Here is a 13,052-nt window from a genome sequence, read left to right as displayed (position 1 = left end):
GTGCCGCCCCGCACAGGGGCAACACCAATATACCTACATGAAAACAAGGAAAGGCCAACAAAAATACAACTCACCGAGAGCCAAGAAAAATTCAGTAACCACAATGTAAAAACACTAATCCAGATAAAGAAATCCACCATAAAAACCATCAATTTCAGAATCGAAGAGACCGTAACCCAATACACCGAACGCGCGATAGCGATAAAAAACCTGATCATAGCCGGCTGGACAGGCCGCGACACCATCGCCATGGAAAACCACATCCGCGAGCTCGAAGCGCTAGGCGTAAAGCGACCGGCTTACACGCCGGTCTTCTACCGCGTATCGGCAGAGCGCATCACCACGACCCCATCCATTCAGGTAACCGGCGAGGAAAGCAGCGGCGAGGCAGAGTTCGTGCTGGTGAGAGATGGCGGCGAGACCTACGTCGGCATAGCCTCCGACCACACCGATCGCCAGGTGGAGACCTACGGAATCACGGTCTCCAAGCAAATGTGCGAAAAGCCCTGCGCGGACACATTGTGGCGCCTGAACGACGTGGCCGACCACTGGGACGCACTGCTGCTGCGCTCCTACGCGACGATCAACGGCGAGCGCGTGCTCTATCAGGAAGGCAAGGTCACAGCGATTCGCAGTCCTGAAGATCTCCTTGCGCAGTTCGCGAACAGAGGCGGACAGTTTGACGACGGCACCGCGATGCTCTGCGGCACGCTGGCGGCAATCGGCGGAATCCGCGCGGCGCAGGCATTCGAAATCGTGCTCGAGGACCCCGTGCTCAGACGGACGCTGCGTCACGCATATTCAATCGAGACGCTGCCGGTGGTCGGCTAAGAATCCAGCGCGCCGAGCCGAACGCTCTGATGGACTTCTTCGCACGACGAGCGTAGTCTCTGCAGCCTGCCTGATGCAGTCGCGCTACGTTACGCACAAGGAGCATCCAACGCATGAAACCCCGCATCACCGTCATCACGCTTGGCGTCGACGATCTCGACGCTTCCTTGCGCTTTTACCGCGAGGGTCTGGGTTTTGCCACCGAAGGCATCGTCGGCAAGGAATTCGAGCACGGGGCCGTGGTGTTCATCGAGCTGCAACCCGGCCTTCGTCTGGCGCTCTGGCCTCGCAAGAGCATCGCCCATGACACCGGGCTGGCGCTGGGGCCGGCCAGCGCAACCGAGCTGACCCTGGGCCACAACGTCTCTTCGAAAGCCGAGGTGGATGCGGTTATGGCAAAAGCGGCGTCGGCTGGAGCCGCCATCGTCAAGGCCGCACACGACACATTCTGGGGCGGCTATTCAGGCTATTTTCAGGACCCCGATGGACATCTTTGGGAAGTCGTCTGGAACCCGCAATGGTTAGAGTAAGCGCTCGAAGGTGAGACGCACCGTTCAGCACCACACGACGCGGTCGTACGCGACTGTGCGCCGATACACATTCTTGCCGCGCCAGCTTGAATACTCCATGTAGGCGCAGTCGAGTACGACAATCCAGTTTGTTATGTTCATCGCGTTCCCCTTCGTTCGTTTGAATGCAAGACTAGTCTACGGTTGCCAATCGTGGGACAAATTCGCAAGCAAAGCGAGGTTAACCGCTCAGTTCTTGTAATCGCGTCCGGCGGCAGGCAGCGCCCAGCGGGCTTTGCAGGCCATCCTGCCCTACACCTGCCCTGTTGCGCCGCAACTACAGTGCCCAGCCGCCCCGCGTCGCGTGCCCCGCCATGCGCCCCCGGTCAAGCACGCTGCGAGGCCCCCGTTCTGCCCCTTCTACAAATCCGATCCCGCCTTTGAGCCTCCGAGCGCATAGCGGCTCGCGTCCTCGAAGAAGGCGCGCTCGGCGGCTTTGTTCATCACGAGGATGCTGATGCGCCGGTTCAACGGGCTGTCGGCGGCGCCGGTGTCGAGCGGCAGCACGTCGGCGAGGCCACGCACCTGCAAGAGCCGGTCTTCGCGCAAGTGGCCCGCCACCAGCGCGCGCCGCGCCGCGTTGGCGCGCTCGCTCGAAAGCTCCCAGTTCGAGTAGCCGGCGAGGCCGCCCGAATACGGCACCGAATCGGTATGGCCGGCAATGGAGACCCCGCTGTCCACATCGTTCAGCGCGCTGCCGATCTCCACGAGGATCGCGTACGCGTAGTCCTCCAGCTTCGCGCTGCCCGTGGCGAACATCGGGCGCTTGAGCGAATCGACGAGTTCGATGCGCAGGCCTTCGTTGGTGATCGTGACGCGGATCTGGTCCTTGAATGCACTGAGCGCGGGCTTTTGCTCGATCAGCGTCGCAAGCCGCGCCTTCAGTTGCGCGAGGCGCGCCTTGTCGTTGGCCGAGGCTTCAGCATTCAGGCTGGGTCTCGCCGAGACCGGCACCGCGCGCGCGGCCGAGGGCTGCGCGTTCGCGCCGCCGATGGCCGGCACCTGGTTCGAGAGATCGTGGCCACCGCCCTGGATCACGCTCGGGCTCGGATTCGCCGAATTGGGCTTGCCGCCCAGCATGCTCGAAAGCGGCGTGTTGAAGTACTTCTCGATGCCGTCGCGGTCGTACTGCGAGGTCGAGCCGAGCAGCCACATCAACAGGAAGAATGCCATCATGGCCGTCACGAAGTCGGCATAGGCGATCTTCCATGCGCCGCCGTGGTGGCCGTCGTGGCCGCCTTTCTTCACGCGCCGCACGACGAGCGTGGGCTTGCTGCTCTCGCTGTCCCCCACACCGCGTGCGCCCGGCTGTCTTTCGGCCATCTGTCGTCTCCCTTGTGGCTCAGGCCTTCGCGGTCTTGGTGGCGCGCACGGCATCGTCGAGCTCCTTGAAGCTCGGACGGTCGGCGGTGAAGAGCACTTTGCGGCCGAACTCCACGGCCACCGGCGGCGCATAGCCCGCGAGCGAGGCAAGCAGCACGGCCTTCACGCATTGATACGGCTTGGACGCGGCGCGGCCCTTGGCGTTGAGCAGGTCGGCGAGCGGGCCGACAAAGCCATAGGCGAGCAGGATGCCGAGGAAGGTGCCCACCAGCGCCCCCGCGATCATCTCGCCGAGCACGGCGGGCGGCTTGCCGACCGAGCCCATCGTGTGCACCACGCCCATCACGGCGGCCACGATGCCGAAGGCGGGCAGGCCGTCGGCCATCTTCTGGATCGCGTTGGGGGCGACGGAGACCTCGGCGTGGTGCGTGTCGAGTTCCTCGTCCATGAGGTCCTGCATCTCGATGGGGTTCACGTTGCCGCTAGACATCATGCGCAGATAGTCGACGATGAAGTCGAGCAGATGATGATCGGCCAGCACGCGCGCGTACTTCTGGAAGATCGGGCTGTTCTCGGGCGCTTCGATGTCGGCTTCGAGCGCCATCATGCCCTCCTTGCGCGCCTTTTGCAGCAGCTCGTAGAGCAGCGCGATGAGTTCCAGATACTGCGCCTTGGTATAGCCGCCGCCCTTGAAGCAGGTCGGCAGCGCCTTGAGCGTCTTGCGGAGCGTCGCGTGCGGGTTGCTTACCACGAAGGCGCCGATAGCCGCGCCGAAAATGCATAGCAGTTCGAACGGTTGCACGAGTGCGGGCAGGTGGCCGCCCACGCCCACGAAGCTCCCGATCACCGATCCGAGTACGAGGATCCAGCCGATTGCGACAAACATGATTTTTTCCTTCGCTCCCTGAAAATCAAATGGCTCTGTGCCGCGCTTGTCTCAGGCGCGGCGCGTGCGATGGCGCGCGAGCAGGCGCCGCGTTGCGAAATTGGTGGCCGCGCCCACATGGCGAGTGCACAGTGCGCCACTGCGGCGCGCACGCGGCGCCGCGCTCGCGGCCTGGGAACGGCTGCCCGCGAGGCGCGCGGCGAGGGCGCCGGAATGGCGCGGCGTAAATCTTGCAGCTTGTGAGAGTGATCTCATGGTGGTTGCGCTCACACGAATCCTGGCTATCTTTACGGCGGCGGCACGCGTTGCTGAAGCCGTCGAGACACCTTTTTTTGCGGGGCTCGATCAACTGGCAGTTTCAAATAAATTCGTTATCCGAAGCAGTTGCAGGGAATTGCCGAAAATGCGCAGCGAAGGTGTTGCGTAAGCGCCGCAGCGGCCGCGCCAGGCGGGCTGAAGCCGGATTTACCCGCAGGCGCACGCCTCGCCTGTGCGCTGCCGATGCCCGGCCGCGTGCCGCGCGCCCGGCGCAGTGGTCTGTGCACGCCCGGGCGCTTTTTGCTGCGCCCGCGCCCTTGCGGGCATACGCGCGCGGGCCCGGATACGTCGGGGTAAGGTTTGCCGCGCCGCTGCCGTTAACCCGATTAACCATCTAGACCAATTACGCGATGCGGGCGGACGCCGCCTGGATCGCCGTATTCGGCAGCGCGCCGATTCCGTCGAGGCAAGACTCCCACCCATGATTACCGCTCCGCTTCCGCTCGATGAGGACATCCGCCTGCGCTCGCTCAGGCGCCTGGAGATTCTCGACTCCGGGCCGGAGGAGGCGTTCGACCGCATTGCGCGGCTGGCGGCCTGGGCGTTCAAGGTGCCCATCGTGCTGGTCTCGCTCGTCGACGAGGATCGTCAGTGGTTCAAGGCGCGCTACGGGCTCGCGGCGTGCGAAACGCCGCGCAGCGTGTCGTTCTGCGCGCATGCGGTGCTCAGCAAGCGCATGCTCGTGGTCGAAGACGCACTCGACGACGAGCGCTTCCTCGACAATCCGCTGGTGCTGGGCGCGCCGCACATCCGCTTCTATGCCGGTGCGCCGCTGCGGCTCGCCGACGGCCAGGTGGTGGGCACGCTGTGCCTGATCGACGCCGAGCCGCGCAGCTTCGAGCCGCGCGACGCCGAGGCGCTCGCCGGTTACGCGCAACTCGTGGAGCGCGAGCTGGAGGTGCGCGCGCAGCTGATCCGCTCGCGAACGGCGCATGAGCGCGACCGCCGCTCGCTCGCAATCAGCGAGGCGCGCTTCACAACGGTGTTCAAGGAAACGCCCGTCGGCAATGCGCTGGTCGACCTGAACGGCCGATTTCTCGACGTCAACGAGGCGTTCTCGGCGATCGTCGGCTACAGCGAAGACACCCTGCGCATGCTGACGTTCGCCGAGGTCACGCATCCCGACGATCTCGGCTCTGACCTCGCGCTCGTCGCCGAATTGCTTGCAGGCAATCAGGCCACCTACACGATGGAGAAGCGCTACGTGCGCCCGGACGGCACGGCGATCTGGGTCAGCCTGGCCGTGACGCTCGTGCGCGACGGCTCGGGTGTGCCGCTGCACTTCATCGCCGCCGTGCAGGACATCGACAGCCGCAAGAAGAGCGAGGAGGCGCTGCGCAACTATCACGCGGAGCTCGAGGAGCGCGTGCGCGAGCGCACCGCCGAGCTGCGCCGCAGCCGCGACGCCTTGCAGACCATCACCGACAACCTGCCCGCGCTGATTGCCGTGGTCGATCGCGACTTGCGCTATCAATTCAACAACGAGGCGTTCAGGCGCGTATTCGGCACGCCCTCGGCGGCATTGCGCGGCGCGAGCATTCAGGAGACGCTGCGCCCCGAGGTGTTCGAGGAACTGCAGCCGCTGTTCGCGCGCGCGCTCGCGGGCGAGCGCGTGACCTGCAACGAGGTGCGCTATCGCGCCGACGAGGAGCGCGTGTGGTGCACGACCTATATACCCGCCAAGCGCGAAGGCAAGGTGACGGGCCTCTACGTGATGTCGCACGACATCACCGAGCAGCGCCGCACCGAGCAGCGGCTGCGCGAGAAAGCACTGATCGATCCGCTCACGGGGCTGGCGAACCGGCGTGCGCTGCAGGAAGAGTTGGGCGCGACGTTTGCGCGCGCGGGCGCCTTCGCGCTCTTCTTCATCGATCTGGACGGCTTCAAGGGCATCAACGACCGCTTCGGCCATGACGCGGGCGACGCGCTGCTGCGCGAGGTCGCGCGCCGCCTCACAGCAACGGTGCGCGCGGGCGACATGGTGAGCCGGCTGGGCGGCGACGAATTCGTGGTGGTGAGCCGCGGCGTGGCGGATACGATCGGTGCGGAGCGCATCGCACAGGCGGTCTGTCACGCGCTCGCGCGCCCGTTTGTGGCGGGCGGGGAGGTCGTGGAGGCCAGTGCGAGCGTGGGCGTGGTGCTGCAAGGCGCGTGCGAGGCGAGGCGGGGGGCGCGCGTGCACGATCCGCTGTGCCTCGCCGACGCCGCGATGTACGAGGCGAAGCGGGCGGGGCGCAACACCTGGCGCCTTGCACGCCATGCGGCGCGCGAGGCGCTGGCCGGGCAATGAGCCGCGCCGCACGCCGCGTGATCAGCAGGTGAGAGGGTGAGCGTGCGGCGTTACGGCATTACGGCGTTATGGGGTTATGGCGTTACGGCGTTACGGCATTACGGCATTACGGCATTACGGCATTACGGCGGCAAGGCGGCATGGCGGCATGGCGGTACAATCCTGGCTTCGCGCCCTGCCGGGCGCAGGTCCCGCACTTCTCGCGCCTCACCAGACCGCAATGACCCCATCCTCCCAGACCACGCCTGCTCCCACACCGCTCGACAGTCTCATGGAGCAGGTCCTCGCGTTCCGCGATGCGCGAGACTGGCAGCAGTTTCATACGCTGCGCAATCTGATCGTCTCGACGAGCGTCGAGGCCGGCGAGCTGCTAGAAACGATCCAGTGGAAAGACGACGCGCAGATTGCAGCGCTCCTTGCCGACCCGCCTGGCCGCGCGCACCTCGAGCAGGAATGCGCCGATGTGTTCATCTACCTACTGCTCGTGGCGCATACGGCCGGATTCGATCTGGTGAAGGCGGCAGCTGACAAGGTTCGGCTGAACGAGACGCGCTATCCGGTCGAGAAGGCGAAGGGCAACGCGACAAAGCACAGCGAGCTTTGACGCAGGCGCAAGGGCGCTGCGCGCCGTGCGCGCACCGTTCACAGGTTGCCCAGCTTTCGGAATTCTCTTGTTCCGCCGGACCTTGCATGCGGGGAATATGGCTGACTTCCAGTCCATTGCATTCACGCCATCATGAACCCGGCAATCGTCGTCATTCCCACGACCGGCGCAGCAGAACTCGAATGCGCGATTCAATCGGTCCTCGACCAGACCGTGCCCACCGACGTGCTCGTGATCTTCGACGGGCCGGCCTTCGCGCGGCCTCTCGCGCTGCCGGCCGATGCGCGCGTGCACACGCTGGTGCTGCCGTTCAACACAGGCGGCGCGCGCACGAGCCGGATCCCGGCTTCGCAGCGCGGGCACTGGTATGGCGCGCGCGTCATGTGCGCGGCGGGCTACCTCGTGAACAACGACTACGCCATGATGCTCGATCAGGACAACTGGCTGCGTGCCGACCACGTGGCATCGTGCATCGCCGCCGTGGAGTCGCGGCCGCACGCGCCCTACGAAATGGTGTACGCGCTGCGCGCCGTGCATCGCAAGGACGGCAGCTTCGTCTGCCGCGACGACTGCGAAAGCCTTGGCCCGCGTGACGGCGTGAGCGGCTGCCTCATCGATACGAGCTGCTATTTTTTCCGCACGGACTTTCTGATGAAGGCCTCGCATTTCTGGCTGTGGGGCTGGGGCGGCGACAGCCGCTTTCTGATGCGCCTCGTGCAGGCGCACGGCATGGATTGCTTCACGGGCACGGGCCGCTATACGGTGCACTACCGGCTGGGCGGCAACGAAGGGTCGGCGCCCGAGACGTTTTTCGTGCAAGGCAATGCGCGCATGCGGGCGTTGCACGGCGCTGCGGTGCCCATGCCCTGGGCCGTCGAGTGAGCGTGCGCCGGGCGCGCCGTGCTCAGCTCGTGAGATTCTGCTCGAGCCGCTCGAACACGCGTTGCGTCGCGCCGCGCGCATGGAGTGCAAAGAGCAGCAGCGAGCGCCCCGTCACCTGATAGACGTCGCCGGCCTCGAAGTCTTCCAGCTCGTCGCGCACCGGCTGGTTCGTGTCGATCAGGCAACTCCACTGAACGATTCCCGGCACCGAGGGCAGCGTGAAGTCCACCACGTCGTGATATGCGTTGAGGACGATGAGCAAGGTCGCGTCCGAGGCGAGCCGCATGATGCCGCTCGTTTGCGATCGGCCATCGATCAGCATACCGAAGCATCGCATCTGCGCGTCGTCCCATTGCTCGACGGTGAGCGGCACGCCCGCGGGCGTGAGCCATTCGACGTCGGTGACGTCGAGCGCGGCGTTGTGCTCGCGGGTCAGAAAGCGGTTGCGCCGCAGCACCGGCAGCGCGTGGCGCAGCGCCGTGAGCTTGCGCACGAACTCGGCGAGCGCGCGGCCGTCATCGTCGATGCCTTCCCAGTCCACCCAGCTGATCGCGTTGTCCTGGCAATACGCGTTGTTGTTGCCATGCTGCGTGCGGCCGAATTCGTCGCCCGCGAGCAGCATGGGCGTGCCCTGCGAGAGCAGCAGCGTCGCGAGGAAGTTGCGCTTCTGACGCTCGCGCAGCGCGCGGATCTGTGCGTCGTCGGTCGGGCCTTCGGCGCCGCAGTTCCACGAAAGATTGTCGGCGTGGCCGTCGCGGTTGTCCTCGCCATTGGCCTCGTTGTGGCGTTCGTTGTACGAGACCAGGTCGTGCAGCGTGAAGCCGTCGTGCGCGGTGACGAAGTTCACGCTCGACCACGGCTTGCGCCCGCGCCGGTTGAAGCGGTCGCCCGAGGCGGCGAGGCGCGTGGCGAGGTCGGCGGCTTGTGCCTCGTCGCCCTTCCACCAGCCGCGCACGGAGTCGCGAAAGCGGTCGTTCCATTCGGCCCAGCCAGGCGGAAAGCCGCCGACCTGATAGCCGCCCGGTCCGCAGTCCCACGGCTCGGCAATCAGCTTGACGCTCGCAAGGATCGGATCCTGGCGGCAACTGTCGAGAAAGCCGCCGCCTTCGTCGAAGCCGTAGGGCTCGCGCCCGAGGATCGTCGCGAGGTCGAAGCGAAAGCCGTCCACGCCCATTTCGAGCACCCAGTAGCGCAGGCTGTCGGTGACCATCTGCAGCACGCGCGGATGCGAGAGATTGAGCGTGTTGCCCGTGCCCGTGTCGTTGACGTGATAGCGCGGGTTATCGGCCACGAGCCGGTAGTACGAGGCGTTGTCGATGCCGCGAAACGAGAGCGTGGGGCCGAGCTCGCTGCCTTCGGCGGTGTGGTTGTAGACCACGTCGAGGATCACTTCGAGGCCCGCGTAGTGGAAGTGATCCACCATGTTCTTGAACTCGTCGATCGAGCCCTGCGCCCCCACCGAATAGCGCGGATCGGGCGCGAAGAAGCCGATGGTGTTGTAGCCCCAGTAGTTGGTCAGGCCGCGCTCGAGCAGATGCGCGTCGTTCAGGAAGGTATGCACGGGCATGAGCTCGACGGAGGTCACACCGAGGCCGCGAATATACTCGAGCACCTTCGAATGCGCCATGCCCGCGAAGGTGCCGCGCTCTTCCTCGGGCACCTCAGGATGGCGCAGGGTGTAGCCGCGCACGTGCGCTTCGTAGAGGATCGCGCGTTCGCGCGGCACGCGCTCGCGCAAGGGGTGGTGCCAGCTGAAGGTCTGGTCGACCACGCGGCAGCGCGGCACGTAGCGCACGCTGTCGCGCGTGTCGAAGGAAAGGTCGGCGTCGGGGCTGCCGAGCGTGTAGCCGAACACGGCGGGATGCCACTTGAGCGCGCCCACGTGCGCCTTCGCATACGGGTCGAGCAGCAGCTTGTGCGGATTGAAGCGATGCCCCGCCTGCGGCTCGTACGGCCCGTGCACGCGGTAGCCATAGATCGTGCCCGGGGCGAGGTCGGGCAGGAAGACGTGCCAGACCTCGTCGGTGTACTCGGGCAGCACGATGCGCTCCATTTCGCGCAGACCGGTCTGATCGAACAGACACAACTCGACCCGGGTGGCGTTTGCCGAGAACAGCGCGAAATTCACGCCGCTTCCGGTCCAGGTGGCGCCAAACGGGAACGGCTGGCCTTCGGCAATGCGGCTCGCTGTCTTCTTTCTCATGGGCCCTCGCGCGCCCGGCCGGGCGTCATTTGACGGTCTGCACCACTTCGAAGCCTTCGAACTCGGGATGGCTTAGATAGGTCGGGCGGCTCTGGCTGGCATTGCCCGCATTGCCGGCGTTGCGGTGGGCGGCGCGAAAGGCGTCGGAGCGCGTCCACGCTTCGAACGCGTCGTGGCTGGCCCAGATCGTGTGGCTCGCGTAGAGCACGTGGTCTTCGCGCTGCGGGCCTTTGAGCAGATGAAACTCGACGAAGCCGGGCACTTCTTTCAGATGCGTGTCGCGGTTCTTCCAGACGTCTTCGAACGCGGTCTCCGAACCCAGTGCGACCTTGAAGCGATTCATGGCGATGTACATGCGGAAGTCCTTTTCGACGTAGATCACCAATTATAGGTCTGTGGCGTTGTTTGCACCTTTCAGCGCAAACACCTGGCAAACGGGTGCGCGATGCTTGCAGGAATAGCGGGTTGAAATTGTCGAGATGTGCTGCCCATACCTCGAGCGAGCCGCACATCGCGTGCCCAGGTCACTCGCTTGTACTCGTTCTGCATATTTTTGTGGTGAGCAAAAGCCCCTATCGCATAAGTGCGCCAATGGGACATGAGTAAAGTCCGATTTATGTGGCTTTCTGCGATTTTGTTGAGGATTCTGACAATTTTGATTCGAATTCTTCGACTTGCTCCAGTTATGGCGTCTATTCTCGTCCGCTAAAAGTTGCTTGCGCAACATATTGGCATCGTCCAATCAAACAGGACAAGGATGACGTATGAACGCTGTGACCCAAACCCTTGCAGATGCACTGCGTCACCCGAGCGCGCGCCTTACCCAGCATCTGCGTCTCTGGATCGGCACACTCGACCTCCCGCTTGACGTACTCAAGTTCAAGGTGCGTGCGGGGTTCTGCAGGGACTATTGCGTTGACGTCACGGTCACGTCGCCACGGCTGAATATCACTGGCGAGCTCTGTGTCGGGCGGCGCGCCGGGTTGCAGATTGACGAACGGGTGGCCGTGCCGTCGGTCAACTACATCGATCCCGTAGACCACGCGGCGGCCACATTCAATGGCGTCGTCACGCGCTGGAAGCACATCCGTACGAGCCGTGACGAGGCCGCTTACCGACTGCGCATCGAACCGCGGTTTGCCGCACTGCTCAAGCGCGTGCACGGGTCGAGAGTATTTCGCGACATGACGCTGCAGGAGATCATCACGGAGCTGGTGGTCGACCGGAAGAACTTCGACGCATTCGACGTCGAATTCAACATGGAAGGTGCGCAGGAGAAGTTGGAGCAGGTGGTGATGTATGAAGAGTCCGTCTGGAACTTCATCGCGCGTCATTGCCGTCGCAAAGGCATCTTCTGGTTCTACAGGCAGGGACGCGGCAAGCAGGGACAGCTCGACACCATCGTGTTCGCGGACAATCCGCGCGCCTATGTGCGCTCGATTGACGTACCGCTGATGCCCGACTCCGGCCTCAACGGCAACTGGCACGAAGCGGCGCTGTCGGTCAAGGAGGCACGCACGCTGGTACCGGCCACGATCGAACTGTGGGAGCGCAACTATCGCATGCCCGAGGATCCGTTACGGGCGACGGCGAACGTTTCCAGCGAAACCGGGGACCGCTCGGTATTCGGCCAGATCAATCGCAGCGAGGAGTTCCACCTCACGCAGCAGCAGGGCGAGGCGCTCGCGCAGACGCGGCGCGACGAGCAGATCGCGCGGCAGGCGACGCTCTCGGGCACGACCAACGCGAAGGGCGTCGCGCCGGGCGTGGTCATGAAGCTGACCAACACGAAGCTGGCGAGCGCGGAATATGGCTTCGTGATCACCTCGATGGTCATGAAAGGCAGCCGCACGAAGCCGGCGTTTGCCCGCTTCAAGGCGATGCCCGCGCACCTCGTGTACCGGCCCAGGTTCGTGTTCGAGCAGGACTGGAGATTTCTGAACGGTCCTGTCGTCGGTGTCGTCACGACGTTTGATTCCGCGCCCTATGCGTGCCTGGACGAATACGGTCGCTATCCGGTCTTGCCCAAATTTCTGCAAGGCCCGGACAATACCGACAGACAAGTTCTGAAGCTGCGCCTGCTGCGTCCGTCCTCGTCGTATCAGGGGAGCTTCCACTCGCCGCTGCTCCCGACGACCGAGGTTCTGCTCGAAGCGGCCCACAACGACGTAGACCGTCTCCATATATCCGGCGCCCTGCACGACTATTCGCACCCGGACGTCGTCCATGGCGCCAACGCGATGTTTAGCTATGCGATCTGGCGCTCGCCGCTGCGCGGCGCGGAGATCGTGTTCAACGACCTCCAGGGCAAGGAAAGCGCACGCATTGCGACGGTCTACAGCCAGACGGCGATGAACCAGGGCTACCTGCTCAACAGTAAAAAGCTCAAGCGCGGGGAGGGGTACGAAATCACCAGCCAGGCGTGGGGGACGATGCGCGCGGCGAAAGGGTTGTTCCTCTCGGCGGACGCGGCGGCGGGAGCCGATACGCCTCAACTCGAAATGCCCGCCGCCGTCGCGCAGCTCAAGGCGGCGCTGCAGCGCGTAACGGATCTCGCTGCGGCGACGACGCAGGCGGGCGCCGATCCTGCCGACCGCGCTACGCAGGCGGCGCTCCTCGACGGGCTGAACCAGCTCCGCGATGCGGGGCTGCTCGCGAGCGCCCCGGGCGGCATGGCGTTTGTCACACCTCGATCGACCCAGCACTCGGCGGGCGAGAACCTGATCGTCACTGCGGGCCAGAACATGGACGTCAGTATCGCGAAGCGGCTGCGCATGGTGGCGGGTGAACTGATCTCGCTGTGCGCGCACAAGCTCGGGCTGAGTTTTGTCGCGGCGAGGGGGAAGGTCATGATGGCGGCGCTCACGGACGAGATGGACCTCTTCGCACAGAAGCAGTTGCGCGTCGCGAGCGAAAGCGCGGACGTTCAGGTGTCGGCCAAGTCGAAAATCACGCTCAACAGCGGCGGGGCATCGGTCGTCATCGAGAACGGCAATATCACGTTCCATTGCCCCGGCGCATACACCATCAAGGCGGCGTCGTTTACTTTTGTCGGACCGGACAACGTTTCGGCCACGCTGCCTGTTCTGCCCCAAAGCACACTTCATCTTGACGACCTGTATTCCCATACGCACTAGGACGCCATG

General features: G+C 64.5%; 10 protein-coding genes. 6 read left to right on the top strand and 4 right to left on the bottom strand.

All coding sequences use genetic code 11. From position 1 onward, the window contains the following. The first annotated feature begins 138 nt into the window (after positions 1-138). On the top strand, positions 139-831 hold the full coding sequence (locus EYW47_RS40250) for a DUF2848 domain-containing protein (protein ID WP_133200359.1): 693 nt from the start codon (positions 139-141) through the stop codon (positions 829-831). 113 nt (positions 832-944) lie between these two features. Beyond that, positions 945-1,361: a VOC family protein gene (locus tag EYW47_RS40245; protein WP_133200357.1), complete on the top strand. Its 417-nt coding sequence runs from the start codon at positions 945-947 to the stop codon at positions 1,359-1,361. A gap of 399 nt (positions 1,362-1,760) precedes the next feature. Here EYW47_RS40245 and motB read toward each other — a convergent pair whose 3' ends face one another. Beyond that, a complete protein-coding gene (gene motB, locus EYW47_RS40240; RefSeq protein ID WP_133200356.1) occupies positions 1,761-2,723 on the bottom strand; it encodes a flagellar motor protein MotB in 963 nt (320 codons plus the stop codon). Between the two features lie 19 nt (positions 2,724-2,742). Then, a complete protein-coding gene (gene motA / locus EYW47_RS40235; protein WP_133200355.1) occupies positions 2,743-3,609 on the bottom strand; it encodes a flagellar motor stator protein MotA in 867 nt (288 codons plus the stop codon). 739 nt (positions 3,610-4,348) lie between these two features. Here motA and EYW47_RS40230 point away from each other — a divergent pair. From EYW47_RS40230 to EYW47_RS40220, 3 genes are all read left to right on the top strand, one after another. Then, the gene (locus tag EYW47_RS40230) at positions 4,349-6,217 is read left to right on the top strand and encodes a bifunctional diguanylate cyclase/phosphodiesterase (protein ID WP_133200354.1); all 1,869 of its coding nucleotides are present in this window, start codon (positions 4,349-4,351) and stop codon (positions 6,215-6,217) included. Positions 6,218-6,437: 220 nt separating this feature from the next. Further along, positions 6,438-6,821 (top strand): nucleotide pyrophosphohydrolase, encoded by a 384-nt coding sequence (locus tag EYW47_RS40225; protein WP_133200353.1) that lies wholly within the window; start codon positions 6,438-6,440, stop codon positions 6,819-6,821. Positions 6,822-6,953: 132 nt separating this feature from the next. Further along, on the top strand, positions 6,954-7,703 hold the full coding sequence (locus EYW47_RS40220) for a glycosyltransferase family A protein (protein ID WP_133200352.1): 750 nt from the start codon (positions 6,954-6,956) through the stop codon (positions 7,701-7,703). A gap of 22 nt (positions 7,704-7,725) precedes the next feature. On the opposite strand, the gene glgX is transcribed toward EYW47_RS40220, so the two are convergent. Continuing rightward, positions 7,726-9,906, bottom strand: coding sequence for a glycogen debranching protein GlgX (gene glgX, locus EYW47_RS40215; RefSeq protein WP_133200351.1), 2,181 nt, complete (start codon positions 9,904-9,906; stop codon positions 7,726-7,728). A gap of 25 nt (positions 9,907-9,931) precedes the next feature. Further along, positions 9,932-10,261 (bottom strand): heme-degrading protein HmuQ, encoded by a 330-nt coding sequence (gene hmuQ / locus EYW47_RS40210; protein ID WP_133200358.1) that lies wholly within the window; start codon positions 10,259-10,261, stop codon positions 9,932-9,934. Positions 10,262-10,670: 409 nt separating this feature from the next. On the opposite strand from hmuQ, the gene EYW47_RS40205 reads away from it, so the two are divergent. Continuing rightward, positions 10,671-13,043 carry a type VI secretion system Vgr family protein gene (locus tag EYW47_RS40205; protein ID WP_133200350.1) on the top strand — a complete coding sequence of 791 codons (2,373 nt, stop codon included), beginning with the start codon at positions 10,671-10,673 and terminating at the stop codon, positions 13,041-13,043. The last annotated feature ends 9 nt before the right edge of the window (positions 13,044-13,052 follow it).

It is taken from the genome of Paraburkholderia silviterrae, from assembly GCF_004353915.1.
GTDB lineage: Bacteria > Pseudomonadota > Gammaproteobacteria > Burkholderiales > Burkholderiaceae > Paraburkholderia > Paraburkholderia silviterrae.
The sequence above is the reverse complement of the archived record's forward strand: the minus strand, read 5'-3'. Positions and strand labels throughout refer to the sequence as shown.

Bases quoted from the DNA above. Each gene is read 5' to 3' on its own strand.
- hmuQ (WP_133200358.1), bottom strand. From the start codon at position 10,261: ATGTACATCGCCATGAATCGCTTCAAGGTCGCACTGGGTTCGGAGACC.
- EYW47_RS40245 (WP_133200357.1), top strand. From the start codon at position 945: ATGAAACCCCGCATCACCGTCATCACGCTTGGCGTCGACGATCTCGAC.
- EYW47_RS40220 (WP_133200352.1), top strand. From the start codon at position 6,954: ATGAACCCGGCAATCGTCGTCATTCCCACGACCGGCGCAGCAGAACTC.
- EYW47_RS40225 (WP_133200353.1), top strand. From the start codon at position 6,438: ATGACCCCATCCTCCCAGACCACGCCTGCTCCCACACCGCTCGACAGT.
- EYW47_RS40205 (WP_133200350.1), top strand. From the start codon at position 10,671: ATGAACGCTGTGACCCAAACCCTTGCAGATGCACTGCGTCACCCGAGC.
- motB (WP_133200356.1), bottom strand. From the start codon at position 2,723: ATGGCCGAAAGACAGCCGGGCGCACGCGGTGTGGGGGACAGCGAGAGC.
- motA (WP_133200355.1), bottom strand. From the start codon at position 3,609: ATGTTTGTCGCAATCGGCTGGATCCTCGTACTCGGATCGGTGATCGGG.
- EYW47_RS40230 (WP_133200354.1), top strand. From the start codon at position 4,349: ATGATTACCGCTCCGCTTCCGCTCGATGAGGACATCCGCCTGCGCTCG.
- glgX (WP_133200351.1), bottom strand. From the start codon at position 9,906: ATGAGAAAGAAGACAGCGAGCCGCATTGCCGAAGGCCAGCCGTTCCCG.